The following is a 15,849-nucleotide window of genomic DNA, read 5'->3' as shown; positions in this document are numbered from 1 at the left end:
GATTGACATGACAGCCAATGGTTTTTGACACGGCGCTTCAGCCGTACTGTTGCCGCTGCCCGGACGCGATCGGCTGATGGCTGGGCACTACGCGGCGATACATTTTCTCGGTGTCGGCCGCAATCCGGTCCCATGAATAGCGCGCCTGCGCGCGCTCGTACCCGGCGGCGGCCCAGCGGCGGAGTCGCCGAGGGTCGGCGAGCATCGAGTTGAGGGCGTCCGCGCACGCCTGCGGATTCTTGGGCGGTATCAGCACGCCGGTCGTTCCGTCGACGACGGTATCGAGCATGCCGCCGACCGCTGTCGCCAGCACTGGCAGTCCGCAAGCCATCGCCTCGACGGGAACGATGCCGAAGGGCTCGTACCAGGGTGTGCACGCCACCACGTCGGCGGAGCGCAGCACGGCGGGCATGTCGGCCCGGCTCACCGATCCACAGAGCCGAACCCGGTCGCCGACGCCCAATTCCGCGGCCAGCGAAGACAATCGGCAGGCTTCCTGATCGGACGACAACTCCTCAGCTGCCGGTCCACCGACAATCAGCAGTTCAGCGTCAGGGACTGCGGCCATTGCCCGGATCAGCACCTCGAAACCCTTGCGCGGTACCAACCGGCCGATCGAAACAATTCGAGCGCGGGATCCACGTGTCTTGCGTTCGCCGTCAGGGTGGAACCTGCTGATGTCAACTCCACAGGGAATCACCGAGATTCGTGACCGTGGACGCCCCAGACGCACCAATTCGAACACTTCGTCGGTGCAGGTGGCCGCCACCCAGTCGGCGGTTTGCGCTATCGAACGTTCCAGCGTCAGACGCGCCTGCGGGCTGGTGTCCTCGGCCCCCTGGTTGCGCCGCTTGACGACTCCGAGTGCGTGGAAGGTCTGCACCGTCGGTATCGCAGAGCGACGAACGGCGCGCAGCGTTGCGATGCCCGACATCCAGAAATGTGCGTGGGCGACGTCGGGCTCGGCGCGGTACCACTGTTCGGCCAGGAATCGCCCGAAGTCCGGCATGTGCACTAGCAGTTCGTCTTTCGGCACGGGCTGGGCCGGGCCGGCCGGCACGTTTACCACGGTGTAGCCGTCAGGTGTTTGCACCCGCTCGGGAAGATCGGGGCTGTCGCACCGGGTATAGACCTCGACGTCGTGGCCGCGGCGGGCAAGTGCCGCCGACAGCTCGGCGACATGGACGTTTTGCCCGCCGGCGTCGACTCCGCCCAGCGCGGCCAGCGGGCTGGCATGTTCGGACACCATGGCGATCCGCATCGTATGACCTTGTTCCACAGCAGTATTCGCGTTCACCGAATCACCTCCTCGATCAGCTCGTCCCACTGGTGTAGGAACCGGCTCAAGCCGAAACGCTGCAGTGCGAAGTTGCGGGCCGATTTGCCGGCGGCGCGTGCCGCCTCGGGGTCTGCAACGTACTGGCTGAGCGCGTCGATCAATGCGTCGACGTCGGCGCTGACCACGCCCGCCTCGCTCGGCACGACAAGTGGCGCCATCGTCGATGCCACCGCCACCACCGGCATACCGAGAAACATCGCCTCGATCAGCGACAAGCCGAGCGATGTCCAACGAGCGGTGTGCACATACACCCGTCTGCGAGAGACCTCGTCATAGAGCGCCGGTGGAAGCAGATCACCGAATCCCCGAATGTTGTCTCCGGTCAGTTCATCGCTGCCCATGCCCCACACGTCTATCGGCACATCGCGCGACAGCCGCGCCAGTAAATCGGCCCCCACCACGCGGCCCCGACGGACCGGCTCGTTGATCATCGTTGCCGCAGAAGGCAATTCACCGCTGTATCGATAACCGGGATCGATGATCCCATGGTCGATGACAGCAGTGGGTGCAGTACCGCTGTCCCACATCAACCGGTTGAAGTCGGTGACGTGGACGACGGTGATGTCGTCCCGACCGCTCAACGGATGACGGCTGCCCGTCGGCGACGGGTGCGGCGCATTGTGTTCGACGTAGACCGCGGGCACGTCGACGCCTGGGCGCCGCCCTGACCACGCCGCCGACAAATCCAAATCTTCGGGTCGTTGAAGCACCACGATGTCGATCGCCTCGTCACGAAGATCATCCGATCCGACCTCCGCGGCGTGCGGCCAATTCCGGCCCGACAGCCCGCGGCCATCGGCATCTTTGGCCTCGTTGACCGGAATGACGTAGCGGTGGTGGCCCTGCACGAACGACTCGGTCCACGAGCCGTGCACGTGCCAAAGCAAAATATTGAGCGGTGCCGTAGTCGGCATAGCAAACCGGCTTCCCGACCTCTTTGACCGTCAAACATTACCTAGCACCGCTTCGAATCGGTGTATCAGCGAGAACGCGTGAGGCCTCGCGTGGCAGGACCTTCCAGCAGTGTGCCGTCCGGCGCAAAGCGCGAACCGTGCAGTGGACAGTCCCACGAGTTTTCGACGCTGTTCCAGTTGACGATGCCGCCTAGGTGCGGGCAGACCGGTGAAACTTGATGCCGCTCGCCGTCCACGGCTGACTCAGCCCGCAGATGCCAGGGCGGACCGCTGACGACGCCACCTTGGTCGGCCGGCGACTTCGGTGAGCGCACGATCGGCGCCAGCCAGCCTTTGGTCATCTGGAAGCCGACTTCGAGATTGGCTTGCATCGCCGTGGTCAGTCCCGTGACCTCGTGCGGACTCCAGGCCGCGAAAGCGCGCGCCCAGTCCATCCGGCCACCCAGGATCCGGCTGCTGAGTATTAGTGCCGCGGCCACACCACCGGTGAGTCCCCATTTGTTGAAACCTGTTGCCACGAAGATGCTCTCGCTGCCCGGAAGGATCGGGCCGACGTACGGCAACCGGTCCACCGGTGTGTAGTCCTGCGCCGACCAGCTGTGCGTCACGGTTGCGCCCGGGAAATGGCTTCGGGTCCAGGACTTCAGTTCGTCGAGTTCGGCATGAGGGCTTTTTCGGCCCACGGTGTGCCCGGCGCCGGCAACGACGAGTCGTTCACCGCCGTCGACCGGCGCGTAGCGCACAGAGCGAGTCGGAGAACCAGCGGAAAGGAACATCGGCCGGGTGATGGCACCGGGTACTTCGAAAGCGAACCCGTAGGACCTGCTGGGTTTCAGTCTGGCGAAGAAGCCACCACGGTCCAGAATTGGGACACCCGTGGCCAGCACACACCGTTCGGCCTCGACGTCCACGTCGCCCTGCGCCGCGGCGACTCGAACCCGCACAGTCCCGTGACGCGGTAGGGATACCGAGCGCACTCTGGCGCCTTCCACCAGCTTTCCGCCGCGGTTGGTCAGCTCGCCAATCAAGCTGTCCAGCAATGGCATTGGGTCGAACTGCGCCTGATCGTCGAGCCGAACTCCGCCGTGGAACGGAAAGGGGACATCGGCGTCGTCGTCCCACACCGTGTCCAGTCCGACGAGCCGACTGGCGACCAGCTCGGCGCGCGCCCGCGGGACTTCGTTGGCGGACTGCGCATAGGTGTACGTTGGTTCGCGTTGCACGGGAACGGAATTGGTCTCGCAGTACCGCAACAGCCAGTCCTGGCCCTCGCGACTTCCCTGGATGTAGTCGCGCGCCAACGCAGGGCCGTGCCGAGCAACGATCGTCGAGAGATTCGTGCCTTGCAGCAAGCTGATCTTGCCGGTGGTGTTGCCGGTCGTCACCGCGCCAGGGGTGCGGGCCTCCAAGACCAGGACGTTCTTCCCTGCCCTGGCCAGCAGCACCGCGGTCACGAGGCCGGTGATGCCGGCGCCGACCACGACGATATCCGCAGCGGATTGATCCAGTTCTGATTTTTTGTGCTGGCCGTCGTGGCCGGCCAACCATAGCGAAGATGTCATTGCGCTTCGGGTACCCGACCGGTGAGAGCCGAAACCGCTGATGGACGTGGCAAAAAGACCGCCCAGCCAACGATTTCGTGTGCGACCTCACATCGGCCGCAGGAGGCCACGTCACCAGCGCCGCGAGCGTGGCCTAGGCGCTCAGCACCGCCGCGGAGGTTTGGTCTTCCGGACCCGCGGGAATGCCGCCGATCGCGGTGCGGTTCGGTGAGCGACGCTCGCCGGAGTCGCATCCAACCGGTCCAGCCGTCGGCCGGTGACCGAGACAGCAGTAAGACATGAGCCAAGAGGAGGACTCGATGTCGGACGACAACAAGAGCGGTCCAGAAGAAGGCATCAAGGGCGTCGTTGAAGGCGCTAAGGGCCTGGCCAAAGAGGCAGTCGGCAGTGTGGTCGGCAACAAAGACCTCGAGCAAGAGGGCGAGGCCCAGCAGGACAAGGCCGAAGCGCAACGCGACGCAGCCAAGAAGGAAGCCGAAGCGGAGGCAGCCCGTGGCGGCGCCGAGGCTGCGGAGAAGCGCCAGGAGTCGCACCAAAACTGAGCACGTCGGAAAAGGGGCTCGGTCCGCCATGGATCGGGCCCCTTTTGCCGTCTCTTCATAACCATGCGTGATTACGCGTCTTGCAAGCGGGGTAGCCGCACCGTCATCACCGTTGCCCAATCCGCCTATCCCGCCAGGAGGAAGCCGATGCAACGCGGAAGTGCCAAACATGGGCCGCACACCGACGACCAGCTCAAGGATGAGCTGCGCGGAACGGTGCAAGGAAACCGCTCAAGTCGCGTCGAGGAGTGGCGCGATCCAGAACCGCCGGCCGACGACGACCCAGATGTGGGCAACACCGTGCCGCGTGCGGACGAGATCGACGAGGACTAAGCGATGAGCTTCCCCAAGCAACAACAGACCCCGCCGGGCAGTCAATCCCGGATGGACCCGCGTCCCGACTGCGGCGAGGACAGTTACCGCGGATCGGGAAAACTGTCTGGCAAGAAAGCGGTTATCACCGGCGGCGACAGCGGTATTGGACGCGCCGTCGCCATTGCGTTCGCCCGTGAGGGTGCCGACGTGCTCATCTCCTACCTCGACGAAGACGAGGACGCCAAGGAGGTGGCGAGCTACGTCGAAGACGCCGGCCGCAAGTGCGTGTTAGTCCCCGGCGACTTGTCTGACCCCGCGCATTGTCGGGCGGTAATCGACCGTGCAGCACAGGAATTCGGCAGTGTGGACATACTGGTCAACAACGCCGCTTACCAGATGACGCACCAGTCGCTCGACGAGATCACCGACGAAGAATGGGATTACACCTTCAAGCTGAACGTGGGTGCGTTCTTCTACCTCACAAAGGCGGTGTTGCCGCACATGAAGCCCGGCTCGTCGATCATCGGCAGCTCGTCGGTCAATTCGGATAGCCCCAATCCCACATTGGCGCCTTACGCGGCTACCAAAGCGGCTATCGCCAACTTCTCGGCGAGTTTGGCCCAACTTCTGGGCAGCAAGGGAATTCGTGTCAACAGCGTTGCCCCAGGGCCGATCTGGACGCCACTGATCCCGTCGACGATGCCCGAGGAAAAGGTTGCCTCATTCGGAGAAAACACGCCCCTGGGCAGGGCCGGACAGCCCGTCGAGTTGGCACCGGTCTATGTCATGCTCGCCTCCGACGACGCCAGCTATGTCTCGGGCGCGCGGATAGCGGTCACCGGCGGTCGGCCGATCCTGTAACTGCAGAGTTGATCATCAGTGCCGCTCAGTTGCCGAAGTTCCCGGCCTGGGCGCCGACCACCTGCGCGGCGCCACCTTGAGCACCCAGCTGACGGGCTGCGTAGTCGGCCCCCTGCCCGATGACATCTGAACCGTTTGAATATGACTGGTGCGCCGCGAAGTTCATACCATCCGAGCACACGGGATCCTCGACCGCGCACACCTGAAGGGTCTTGGCTTGATAAAGGGGCCCGATGATGATCTGCGGTTGGCCGAGGAAGTTCATCGCGCGCACGTTCGGCGTTCCGAAGAACACGACGGCCGCCACGTGGCTGGCGACATCGGGGCTCAACGGCTTGGGGATAGTCGCTGGGTCGATATCGGCGGGAATCGAATCAGGGACGGCCGGCGAGGTGACGAACCCCATGACGGCCGCACCCTGCGAGTATCCGCTCAACACCATCTTGGTGTTCGGGCAGCTTGCGGCCATCGAAACGACATGTCCACCAGCATCTCTGATGCCGTCGAGACCCGTGGACCACTGGTCGCTGGCGGGATAGTTCACCGCGTAGACGTCCATCGATCGGCCGCCGAGGCGCTCCCGGAGCGCATCGACGAACGCCTGTCCGGTCGGGCCGACACCAGGCTCGTCACCGGTTCCGCGGGCGAAGACCACCTGGATGTCTGGGCAAGGCTGCGCCGATGCAGTAGCGGTGCCGGCGAGAAGGCCGAAACTGGCCGTCGTTAGGAGAGAAGTGATGAAATAGCGAAAAAAGTTACTGGTGCACATATTTGGCGAAATCCCAATCGAGTCATGATTTGGACAGGATCATTCGGCTCGCTGCGCCCGTTCCCCCGCGGCGGATAGCAACGCGCTCAATCGGGCACGGACAAGGGCCCTGACTAAACCTCCCCTATGCCTGGACAATGCGAGAAACCACAGCGCGTCACCCTTCGCTGGGTGGCGCGATCGGTTGGGACCGCGGATGCCGAGTTAAAGGAAGTTTGAGCGCCGATACCCGAAAACAGTGGCGCATGAGGACACTTCGCATCAACCGGCACCAAGCGGGCCGAGGTGATGGCTGCCCTGACGTCTGAAGACAGACCGCTAGTCCGCTCTTTATAACATAGGCGCAGTCGACCTGCCAGCGGCCAACCGACATTCCACAGCAACTTCGCAGAAGTCAACGCACCAACAGTTCATGGTTCCAGGTATCGAAATGCCTTTGTGCGGAACGGTTTTCGCTACCGTCTCGAACAGCTTTCCAAAGCCGCGTTATTTGCCGCGCACTTTTCGGTTGTGCTTCTTGATTGCGTCTACCAGTTGCGCCTTGTCCATTGTCGACCGACCGGCGATGTCAAGCCTGCGAGCAACGTCGAGCAAATGCTTTTTGCTGGCGTTCGCGTCGACACCCTCGGCCGACGGGCCGGAGTTGTCCGGTCCTCCGCCCTCGGCGAGCTTGTCCGACGGCCCCTTCTTCTTCTTGGGCAGCCAGCGGTCGCCGACTTTCTCGAAACTGTGTTTGAGTGCGGAATAGGCGACTCGATAAGCCCGCTCCTCGCTGCCGTACTCGTCGGCAGCCGCGTCATGAGCCTTGGCGAACGTGCGCTGCGCCTTGGAGTTGGATCGCTCTACGGTGCTGGGCAACTCGTTCTTTTTCGGCTGGCCGTCCTTGGTGGTTTTCGGCATTGTTAACCTTTCGAATTTGTCATCCCTCAGCCGACTGCTGAGCTTTTGCGTAAGCCAGTTGCAAGAAGTCCGCACCGGCCAGTGCGGTGAAACTTCCCGCGATCAACCGCGTGAGTCTGGGCGCGAAGATCAGTCCGATGACGAACCCGGTCGCTATCCACACGTCGAGGCAGAACGGGCAGGTGAGCAATTCGCCCAGACTGTGTCGGAGTTGGCTGGAATCGCGGGTTTCCTCGTGCACCTCTGCCGGCCCCGCGGTGCCCTCGTAATGCGCGAACGGCGCGCGCAGCGGGCTGGTCACGGCATCCTTCGTGATGGTGCGCGAGAGTTTGTGCGCGCCAACGGCAACAGTGAACAGGTCCTGGGGTCGCCAGCCGTCGGGCAACGTACGGCCGGTCGCGACCGTGCCGATGCCCGCCAGCGCGACGATACTGATGTAGGTGCTCATGACCGCGACGTAACCGCCGAGCGGCCGCGTGTGGTCGCCGCGATAGGCGTCTGCCTCGCGGCGCGCGCGCCGCGCGATGTCACCGGCCAGTTGTTGGGTGTTGGCCACAGTCGCTCCTTGGAATTGCGCCCGCGAATTCGCCCGTGCGTGTGGCGGGCGGTCCGGGGATCCCAGTTGGCTGCGGGATTGGCTGAGTTTTCAGGTCTGGTGCGGGGTACCCACCGTCTGCGCCGAATCAACCGAAAGGTCCCTTGCAATGGCACCGAACGCCGTTCTCTTCGATGTCGACGGCACGCTGGTCGACTCCAACTACCACCACGTCGTGTCATGGCACCACGCATTCCTCGACATCGACCAAGAAGTGCCATGCTGGCAAATCCTGCGGCTGATCGGCCGATCGGGTGACGAACTGGTCAGCGCGCTACTCGGCGACGAGCTCGCCGACAAGCACGGTGAACACCTGAAGAAGCTGCACACCAACTACTTTGTCGACTCCGCACCGCTGGTGCGCCGTCTTCCTGGCACCCGGGAACTGCTGGAGGCGATCGCCGAGCGAGGTTGGCGGTCGGTGCTCGCGACGTCGGCCGGCGAAGAAGAGCTGTCGGTCCTGCGAGGCGCGCTCGACGCGGACGACCTGATTACTGCGGTGACGTCGGCGGCCGATGCCGAACGCGCCAAGCCGTACCCCGACATCGTGGCCATCGCATTGCAGCGCGTCGACGCCCAGCCCTCGGAAGCGGTGTTCGTCGGCGACGCCGTCTGGGATGTTCATGCCGCCAAGCGCGCCGAGGTTCCCGTCGTAGCGGTGCTCAGCGGCGGAACCGCGCGCCAGGACTTGGAGGAGGCGGGGGCCGCCGAGATCTACGACGGACCGCCCGAGGTGCATACACACCTCGGGCGGATCGCCGAACTGTTTGGAAAATAGGGAGTTTCGTTGGCCAGTGACTAACCCAGGTGGGCAGAGAGCAGCCAGGCCGGCACCGACTTGCGTCCGTTGCCCTCGTCGCGAACATCGGAGAAGGGGAACTCGGGGCTGTCGGTGTGGGCAAAGTTGGCGTGGATTCTCGCCGGTCGAATCTCGTCGATGACCCAATACTTCGAAACCACCGCACGCAGCTCGTCTTCGGTAACCGGATTAGCGGGACCACCGTTGCCTGTATTCGCGAAGACCAGCACGTAGTAGGACGCCCCAGGCGCCGCGGCCCGCACAATCGATTGCTGGTATCCCTCGCGTAGCTCGACGGGCATCGAGTGGAAAAGCGTGCTGTCCACGATGGTGTCGAAGCGGCCTTCGGAACCCGCCGGATAGCTCGTGAAGTCAGTGATGTCGGCCACCTCGAGCGAGACGTTGGTCAGGCCCTGCGCCGCGGCATGCTCCCTGGCCAATTTGATCGCGGTGGGCGAGGCGTCCAGGCCGACTGCGTTGTGCCCTAACGCTGCCATGTGCAGTGCAAACGCCGCCTCGCCACAGCCGGCGTCGAGCACGTCGCCGCGGATCTTCCCCTGATCGATGAGCGCGGCAATCTCTGGCTGCGGCTCGCCGAGACTCCACGGCGGGCGGGACCCCATGCCGAACTCGCTTGCCTCGCCGCGGTAGGCCGGATCGAAATCGAAGTCGAACTTCTGCGTCTCAGTCATACCCCATATATATCAACGTCATTGATATGTGTCAACATCGTTGATATGGGCGCCTCAGAGAACGCACCACTCGGCTATTTGTTGTTCCAGGTGATGGCTGCTCTGCGGCCGGAAGTGTCGGCCGCACTAAGTCCGCTGGCCCTGACGCTGCCGGAATTCGTCTGTATGCGAATGCTTTCCATGACACCGGGGCTTTCCAGCGCGGAGCTCGCGCGGCTGGGCAATGTCTCACCTCAGGCGATGAATACGGTGCTGCATCGGCTGGAGAACGCGCAAATCGTGAGCCGACCCGCGTCCGTGGCGTCGGGCCGGGCACTTCCGGCGTCGCTGACCGCTGACGGCCGGGCGCTGTTGAAGCGGGCCGAAGCAGCGGTAGGCGATGCAGACGCCCGGGTGCTGGCCAAGCTGACGCCCGCGCAGCAGCGCGAGTTCAAACGGATGCTCGCGACGCTGGGACCCGACTAGACCGCCGCGTCGATGCGCGCCCAGGGCCGGGCGTCTTCGAGTTCGTAAGCCAGTTCCAGCAGTCGGGCCTCGTGGCCCATCGGCGCGGTGAACATCATGCCCACCGGTAGCCCGGCGGCGGACATGCCGAGCGGCAGCGAGATGGCCGGCTCCCCCGTCACGTTCTGCAGCGGGGTGAATGCGACCCACTCCTGCAGTCGGTCGATGATCTGGTCGTAATCCGCCATCGGGTCGAGGTAGCCGATCTGCGGCGGCTGGTCAGCCAGCGTCGGTGTCAGCACGATGTCGTAGGTGCGGGCCAGTCGCTGGGTGTACCGGCGTGTGCGGGACAGCCGGATCAGCGCGAGCGGCAATTTGTGCAGGTTACGACGGGCGTGCCGGTCCAGTCCCCGAGACAGGTTGTCCAGCCTGGTGACGTCGAAGCCGTCGCACGTCCGCTTGTTCTGCTGGATCTGGCCTAGCGCCAGCAGCCCCCAGTACAGCACGAAATCGGAGACGAAACTGGTTGGTACCGGCGGCTTTTCGAGGTGATCGACGTGGTGGCCCAGCTCTTCCAGGAGCGCGGCGGATTTCAAAGTCAGCTCGCGAACCTCTGGGCTGGACTCTCGAAGCAGCGAATGGGTGATCACAGCGATCCGCAACCGTTGCCTGCCGGGGTGCTGCACGTCGCCGATCGGACGGAGTTTTGCGGCAGGCCAGATTCGTTCGGCTTCCCGGTAGAACGCCGCGGTGTCGCGCACCGACCGGCTGACCATCCCGTTGGCCACGATCCTGATCGGCATCTGCCTGACCTCTTTGTCCAGCGGCAGCCGGCCGCGTGAGGGCTTGAGACCGACAAGTCCGTTGCAGGAGGCGGGAATTCGAATCGACCCACCGCCGTCGTTGGCATGCGCGATCGGCACGATGCCCGCGGCGACGAAGGCCGCGGAACCCGACGACGACGCGCCCGCGGTGTGGTCGGGGTTCCACGGATTGCGCACAGCTCCCAGCCGAGGGTGTTCGGCCGAGGCGCTGAAACCGTACTCCGACATCCGGGTCTTGCCCAGCGGCGTCATGCCAGTCCCCAGGTACATCTGGGTGAATTCGCCGTCGGCGGGCGCCGGACGCGGCGGCCAGGCGTCGGTGCCACGCATCGTCGGCATCGCGGCGACGTCGACGTTGTCCTTGACGAATGTCGGCACGCCGCTGAAGAACCCCGGCTTCGGCGGCGCTGCGGCCTCGGCACGAGCCTGGTCGAACGCCTGATACGCCAGCCCGTTCAGCGCCGGGTTGACCGCCTCGGTGCGGGCGATGGCCGCCTCGATGACCTCGACCCGGCTCACTCGTCCGGCGCTGAGAGCCTCGACCACACCAACGGCGTCCAAGTGGCCGAGCGCGTCATCGGCGAATGCGTGCACCATCGCCGACGATGCTACTGCTGGCCTACCTCGAAACGGACGAATCGCGTGACCGTCACACCGGCTTCGTCAAGCAAGGCCTTGACGGTCTTCTTGCTGTCGGACACCGACGGCTGTTCAAGCAGCACGACGTCCTTGAAGAACCCATTCAGCCGGCCCTCGACGATCTTGGGCAGCGCCTGCTCCGGCTTGCCCTCTTCCTTCGCGGTCTCCTCGGCGATGCGACGCTCGCTGGCCACCACGTCCTCGGGGACGTCGTCCCGGGACAGGTAGCGAGCCTTGAGCGCGGCGATCTGCAACGCGGCGGCGTGCGCCGCTTCGGCATTACCACCGGTGTACTCGACCAGCACGCCCACGCCCGGCGGCAGATCCGCCGCGCGCTTGTGCAGGTAGGTCTCGACGGTGCCGTCGAAGTACGCGACCCGGCGCAGTTCGAGCTTCTCGCCGATCTTCGCGGACAGCTCGGCGATCACCTGCTCGACGGACTTGGCACCGACGCTGGCGGCCTTGAGGGCGTCGACGTCGGTCGCCTTGGAGGCGGCGGCCGCGGCCACAATCTCCTCGGCGACCTTTTGGAACTCGGCGTTCTTGGCCACGAAGTCGGTTTCGCTGTTCAGCTCGATCAGCGCGCCGTCCTTTGCGGCGACCAAGCCCTCGGCGGTGGCCCGCTCGGCACGCTTGCCGACGTCCTTGGCGCCCTTGATGCGCAACGCCTCGACGGCCTTGTCGAAGTCGCCGTCGCTCTCGGAGAGTGCGTTTTTGCAGTCGAGCATTCCGGCGCCGGTCAGCTCCCGAAGTCGCTTGACGTCGGCAGCGGTGAAGTTAGGCACTTCTCAGCCTTTCCTAGGAAGGGTCAGGGGTTGATTCTGATGCGACGGCGGCGGCCTGCTCGGCCGGTGCAGCGGTCGCGGTTGCCGAAGCGAGCAGCTCCTGCTCCCATTCGGCCAGCGGCTCGGCGGCGTCGGCATCCGGCTTGCCGTCGGTGCGGCCGGCGCCGGCGCGGGCCTGCAGGCCCTCGGCGACCGCGGCGGCGATCACCTTGGTCAGCAGCGCCGCCGAGCGGATCGCGTCGTCGTTGCCCGGGATGGGGTAGTTCACCTGGTCGGGATCGCAGTTGGTGTCCAGGATCGCGATCACCGGGATACCCAGCTTGATGGCTTCCGCGACCGCGAGGTGCTCTTTGTTGGTGTCGACGACCCACACCGCCGACGGGACCTTCGCCATGTCGCGGATACCGCCGAGGCTGCGCTCGAGCTTGTTCTTCTCGCGGGTCAGCATCAAGATTTCCTTCTTGGTGCGACCTTCGAAGCCACCGGTCTGCTCCATACCCTCGAGCTCCTTGAGCCGCTGGAGACGCTTGTGCACGGTGGAGAAGTTGGTCAGCATGCCGCCCAGCCAGCGCTGGTTGACGTAGGGCATGCCGACGCGGGTCGCCTCGGCTGCGATGGATTCCTGGGCCTGCTTCTTGGTGCCGACGAACAGGATCGTGCCACCGTGGGCGACGGTCTCTTTGACGAACTCGTACGCCTGGTCGATGAACGTCAGCGTCTGCTGCAGGTCGATGATGTAGATGCCGTTGCGGTCGGTGAAGATGAACCGCTTCATCTTGGGGTTCCAGCGCCGGGTCTGATGCCCGAAGTGGGTGCCGCTGTCAAGCAGCTGCTTCATGGTTACGACAGCCATAGTGGCTCATGTCCTTTTGTCGGTTGATGCCCGGCGACGGGTGAAGTCGGGCCCTGGCGGCTGCTGCGATGCCGAACCCGTCTGAGACGGGACCGCTCGGCACGCGGTGCGAACTCCTAGTGGCACGGGAGACGCGATGCAGACGCGCGAAGTCAGCTCGTAATACGGGCTGCGCAGAGCAGTTTACACCGTTCGGCCAGGTGCTTTGTCCACACCGCTGGCTGGCCGGTTCGGCCGGCCCGCGATCAACTGACCAGGTGCGAAGCGCGTTGGTCGTGGCCCTGGCGTTGGCCTGCGCGCCGGGGGCCTACGCGGACGACGTTCGGCTGCGCTGGCCGCTACGGCCCGCACCCACTGTGACGCGGGCCTTCGACGCCCCGGCGGCGAAGTGGAACCCGGGTCACCGCGGCGTGGATGTGGCGGGGGCGGTCGGGCAGCCCGTGTACGCCGCGGGCGACGCGACTGTGGTGTACGCGGGCACGCTGGCCGGCCGTCCACTGGTGTCGCTGGCTCACCCCGGCGGCTTGCATACCAGCTACGAGCCGGTGCGGGCCGCCGTGCGAGTCGGTCAGCGGGTGGCGGCCGGAACGGTGATCGGCGAGCTGCTGGCCGGGCACCAAGGTTGCCCCGCCGCAGCATGCCTGCATTGGGGCGCGATGTGGGGCCCGGCGTCGCGCGCCGACTACGTCGATCCGCTGGGAATGCTGGCGTCGACGCCGATCCGGCTCAAGCCGTTGCATCAGTAGTCACACCTGCACCCGCCGAGTCGGTGTGTGCTTTCTGCCCACCTCATAGCGACAACTTGAGTGTGCGCCCCGGTTGTCGCTACGAGGTGGGCACGAAGCATGCCGCTCACCGGAGGGGGCCGGTGCGGCCTATGTGACTCAGGCGCGCGGATGCGCCTGGTCGTGGACCGCGCGCAACCGGGCGACCGTGACATGCGTATACAGCTGTGTGGTTGCCAGACTGGAGTGGCCCAGCAGCTCTTGCACGACGCGCAGGTCGGCGCCGCCCTCGAGCAGATGCGTTGCGGCGCTGTGCCGTAGCCCGTGCGGCCCCATGTCGGGCGCACCGTCGACCGCGCCGACGGTCTCGTGCACCACGGTGCGTGCCTGCCGCACGTCGAGGCGCCGCCCCCGCGCTCCGAGCAGCAACGCCGGGCCGGACTCCGCGGTCACCAACGCCGGCCGCCCGTCGGCCAGCCAGGCGCGCAGCGCCTCGGCAGCCGGCTCCCCGAACGGGACACTGCGCTGCTTGTTGCCCTTGCCGAGCACCCGCAGAATCCGGTGGGAGGTGTCGATGTCGTCGATGTCCAGGCCGCACAGTTCGCTGACCCGAATCCCGGTGGCGTACAACAATTCCACGATCAGCCGGTCCCGCAACGCCAACGGGTCCCCTTGCTGGGAACCGGAGGTGGCGGCCGACAGGGCGGCCAGTGCCTGATCCTGTCGCAGCACCGCCGGCAGGGCACGTCGCGCCTTGGGCACCTGCAAGCGACTCGCAGGATCGTTGGCCAGCAACCCGCGTCGCAGCGCCCACGCGGTGAACGTCTTGACCGCAGAAGTCCGGCGGGCCAGCGTGGTCCGAGCCGCCCCCGCGCCGGCACCAGCGGCAAGCCACGACCGCAGCATCGGCAGGCTCAACGCCGACAATCCGCGCCCCGGCGCGCGCTCGTCGAGAAAGGCAAACAACGACCGCAGGTCGCCCAGGTACGCGCGGCGGGTGTGCACCGAACGCAGGCACTGCAGTTCCAGGTAGCTGTCGAACTCGTCGAGGATCGCCTCCACTACCTCACCGTCGCAGAGACCGGCGGAGCGACTCAGGTGACGCGCCGCAAGGTGTCCGGAGTGAGATCTTTCAGCGTCGGATAGCCGTCGACCGCCATGGTCAAGTCCGTCTCGGCCAGCAGCGACCGCAGCACGTGCACGATGCCGTCGACGCCGTCGAGCGCCAAACCGTAGGCGTACGGACGCCCCACTCCGACCGCGGTAGCACCGAGCGCGAGCGCTTTGACCACGTCGGCGCCGCTGCGGACCCCGGAGTCGAACAGCACCGGCACGCCGTCGGCGGCCTCGACCACGCCGGGCAGGCAGTCCAGCGCCGCCAATCCCCCATTGGCCTGGCGGCCGCCGTGATTCGAGCAGTAGATGCCGTCGACGCCACCATCGATCGCGCGCCGGGCGTCGTCAGGGTGGCAGATCCCCTTCACCAGCAGCGGCAGCGTGGTCAGCGAACGCAGCCAAGGCAGGTCGTCCCAGGTCAATGGGTTGCCGAAGATCGATATCCATTTCAGCACCGCGCCCTGCGGGTTCTCCTCGGGCGGCTGCGCCAGGCTGGCCCGAAACACCGGGTCGCTGGTGTAGTTGGCCAGACACTTGCCGCGCAACTGCGGGAAGTTGGACGTGCCGAGGTCGCGTGGACGCCACCCGGTGACCCAGGTGTCCAACGTCACGACGATGCCTTTGAAGCCGGCGGCCTCGGCGCGGTGGACCAGGCTGGCGGCCAGGTCCCGGTCGGTGGGCGTGTAGAGCTGGAAGAAGCCCGGGGTGTCACCGAACTCGGCCGCGACGTCCTCGAGCGGGTCTTCGGTGAGCGTCGAGGCCACCATCGGCACACCGGTACGGGCGGCGGCCCGCGCGGTGGCCAGGTCTCCGTGACCGTCCTGGGCGCACAACGCGATCACGCCGATCGGCGCCATGAACAGCGGGCTGGGCAGCGTCAGCCCAAACAGGTCGACCGACAGGTCACGTTGCGCGGCGCCGACGAACATCCGCGGCATCAAACCCCAGTGCCCGAACGCCTCGGCGTTGATCCGCTGGGTGCGTTCGTCGCCCGCGCCACCGGCCACATACGACCAGATCGACGGCGGCAACGCCTGTTCCGCCTTCGCCTCGATGTCCGCGAAGATCATCGGTAGCTTGGGCACCACCCCGCCGAGGCCCTGCAGGTATATCTCGTTCTGATAGTCGCCGAATGCCATCCGTTGAGCATGCCAGCCGGCGATCGGGCTGACGAG

18 protein-coding genes are annotated in these 15,849 nt (G+C 65.6%); 6 read left to right on the top strand and 12 right to left on the bottom strand.

Annotated features, from left to right (window positions below; all coding sequences use genetic code 11):
* Positions 1-37 precede the first annotated feature (37 nt).
* The 3 genes from MKK62_RS18620 to MKK62_RS18610 form a co-directional block, all read right to left on the bottom strand.
* A complete protein-coding gene (locus tag MKK62_RS18620) occupies positions 38-1,261 on the bottom strand; it encodes a glycosyltransferase (protein WP_240258447.1) in 1,224 nt (407 codons plus the stop codon).
* 32 nt (positions 1,262-1,293) lie between these two features.
* Positions 1,294-2,253 (bottom strand): glycosyltransferase, encoded by a 960-nt coding sequence (locus tag MKK62_RS18615; protein ID WP_240258448.1) that lies wholly within the window; start codon positions 2,251-2,253, stop codon positions 1,294-1,296.
* Between the two features lie 65 nt (positions 2,254-2,318).
* Positions 2,319-3,815 carry an FAD-dependent oxidoreductase gene (locus tag MKK62_RS18610; RefSeq protein ID WP_240258449.1) on the bottom strand — a complete coding sequence of 499 codons (1,497 nt, stop codon included), beginning with the start codon at positions 3,813-3,815 and terminating at the stop codon, positions 2,319-2,321.
* A 299-nt stretch (positions 3,816-4,114) separates the two neighbouring features.
* Here MKK62_RS18610 and mbp1 point away from each other — a divergent pair, with 299 nt between their 5' ends.
* The 3 genes from mbp1 (at position 4,115) to MKK62_RS18595 (ending at position 5,533) form a co-directional block, all read left to right on the top strand.
* The gene (gene mbp1, locus MKK62_RS18605) at positions 4,115-4,357 is read left to right on the top strand and encodes a microaggregate-binding protein 1 (RefSeq protein WP_240264064.1); all 243 of its coding nucleotides are present in this window, start codon (positions 4,115-4,117) and stop codon (positions 4,355-4,357) included.
* Between the two features lie 147 nt (positions 4,358-4,504).
* A complete protein-coding gene (locus tag MKK62_RS18600) occupies positions 4,505-4,690 on the top strand; it encodes a hypothetical protein (protein ID WP_240258450.1) in 186 nt (61 codons plus the stop codon).
* Between the two features lie 3 nt (positions 4,691-4,693).
* The gene (locus MKK62_RS18595; RefSeq protein WP_240258451.1) at positions 4,694-5,533 is read left to right on the top strand and encodes an SDR family oxidoreductase; all 840 of its coding nucleotides are present in this window, start codon (positions 4,694-4,696) and stop codon (positions 5,531-5,533) included.
* Between the two features lie 25 nt (positions 5,534-5,558).
* Here MKK62_RS18595 and MKK62_RS18590 read toward each other — a convergent pair whose 3' ends face one another.
* The 3 genes from MKK62_RS18590 to MKK62_RS18580 all read right to left on the bottom strand — a co-directional run bounded on the left by MKK62_RS18590 (position 5,559) and on the right by MKK62_RS18580 (position 7,758).
* Positions 5,559-6,302 (bottom strand): cutinase family protein, encoded by a 744-nt coding sequence (locus MKK62_RS18590; protein WP_240258452.1) that lies wholly within the window; start codon positions 6,300-6,302, stop codon positions 5,559-5,561.
* A gap of 486 nt (positions 6,303-6,788) precedes the next feature.
* Entirely contained in the window at positions 6,789-7,202 is a 414-nt protein-coding gene (locus tag MKK62_RS18585) for a ChaB family protein (protein WP_240258453.1), read from the bottom strand.
* Between the two features lie 19 nt (positions 7,203-7,221).
* On the bottom strand, positions 7,222-7,758 hold the full coding sequence (locus tag MKK62_RS18580) for a DUF1360 domain-containing protein (RefSeq protein WP_240258454.1): 537 nt from the start codon (positions 7,756-7,758) through the stop codon (positions 7,222-7,224).
* A gap of 148 nt (positions 7,759-7,906) precedes the next feature.
* On the opposite strand from MKK62_RS18580, the gene MKK62_RS18575 reads away from it, so the two are divergent.
* Complete coding sequence (locus tag MKK62_RS18575; RefSeq protein WP_240258455.1) at positions 7,907-8,575, top strand: HAD family hydrolase; 669 nt, start codon at positions 7,907-7,909, stop codon at positions 8,573-8,575.
* 20 nt (positions 8,576-8,595) lie between these two features.
* Here MKK62_RS18575 and MKK62_RS18570 read toward each other — a convergent pair whose 3' ends face one another.
* The gene (locus tag MKK62_RS18570; protein WP_240258456.1) at positions 8,596-9,288 is read right to left on the bottom strand and encodes a class I SAM-dependent methyltransferase; all 693 of its coding nucleotides are present in this window, start codon (positions 9,286-9,288) and stop codon (positions 8,596-8,598) included.
* Positions 9,289-9,333: 45 nt separating this feature from the next.
* Here MKK62_RS18570 and MKK62_RS18565 point away from each other — a divergent pair, with 45 nt between their 5' ends.
* Positions 9,334-9,753 carry a MarR family winged helix-turn-helix transcriptional regulator gene (locus tag MKK62_RS18565; protein WP_240258457.1) on the top strand — a complete coding sequence of 140 codons (420 nt, stop codon included), beginning with the start codon at positions 9,334-9,336 and terminating at the stop codon, positions 9,751-9,753.
* Here the strand turns inward: MKK62_RS18565 and MKK62_RS18560 are convergent.
* The 3 genes from MKK62_RS18560 to rpsB are packed head-to-tail and all read right to left on the bottom strand — an operon-like array spanning position 9,750 to position 12,833.
* Positions 9,750-11,153, bottom strand: coding sequence for an amidase (locus MKK62_RS18560; protein ID WP_240258458.1), 1,404 nt, complete (start codon positions 11,151-11,153; stop codon positions 9,750-9,752). The genes MKK62_RS18565 and MKK62_RS18560 overlap by 4 nt on opposite strands.
* Before the next feature lie 11 nt (positions 11,154-11,164).
* Positions 11,165-11,980 carry a translation elongation factor Ts gene (gene tsf / locus MKK62_RS18555; protein ID WP_240258459.1) on the bottom strand — a complete coding sequence of 272 codons (816 nt, stop codon included), beginning with the start codon at positions 11,978-11,980 and terminating at the stop codon, positions 11,165-11,167.
* Between the two features lie 13 nt (positions 11,981-11,993).
* Positions 11,994-12,833 carry a 30S ribosomal protein S2 gene (rpsB, locus tag MKK62_RS18550; RefSeq protein WP_240258460.1) on the bottom strand — a complete coding sequence of 280 codons (840 nt, stop codon included), beginning with the start codon at positions 12,831-12,833 and terminating at the stop codon, positions 11,994-11,996.
* Positions 12,834-13,090: 257 nt separating this feature from the next.
* On the opposite strand from rpsB, the gene MKK62_RS18545 reads away from it, so the two are divergent.
* Positions 13,091-13,579: a M23 family metallopeptidase gene (locus MKK62_RS18545; RefSeq protein WP_240258461.1), complete on the top strand. Its 489-nt coding sequence runs from the start codon at positions 13,091-13,093 to the stop codon at positions 13,577-13,579.
* A 138-nt stretch (positions 13,580-13,717) separates the two neighbouring features.
* Here the strand turns inward: MKK62_RS18545 and MKK62_RS18540 are convergent, their stop codons facing one another.
* Together MKK62_RS18540 and MKK62_RS18535 are read right to left on the bottom strand one after the other, a co-directional pair.
* Complete coding sequence (locus tag MKK62_RS18540) at positions 13,718-14,620, bottom strand: tyrosine recombinase XerC (RefSeq protein WP_240258462.1); 903 nt, start codon at positions 14,618-14,620, stop codon at positions 13,718-13,720.
* A 32-nt stretch (positions 14,621-14,652) separates the two neighbouring features.
* On the bottom strand, positions 14,653-15,813 hold the full coding sequence (locus MKK62_RS18535) for a lactate 2-monooxygenase (protein ID WP_240258463.1): 1,161 nt from the start codon (positions 15,811-15,813) through the stop codon (positions 14,653-14,655).
* Between the last annotated feature and the right edge of the window lie 36 nt (positions 15,814-15,849).

Origin of the sequence: Mycobacterium paraterrae, from assembly GCF_022430545.2 — a bacterium.
Taxonomy (GTDB): domain Bacteria; phylum Actinomycetota; class Actinomycetes; order Mycobacteriales; family Mycobacteriaceae; genus Mycobacterium; species Mycobacterium paraterrae.
Note: the sequence above shows the minus strand (reverse complement) of the source record. Positions and strands in the feature narration are given on the sequence as shown.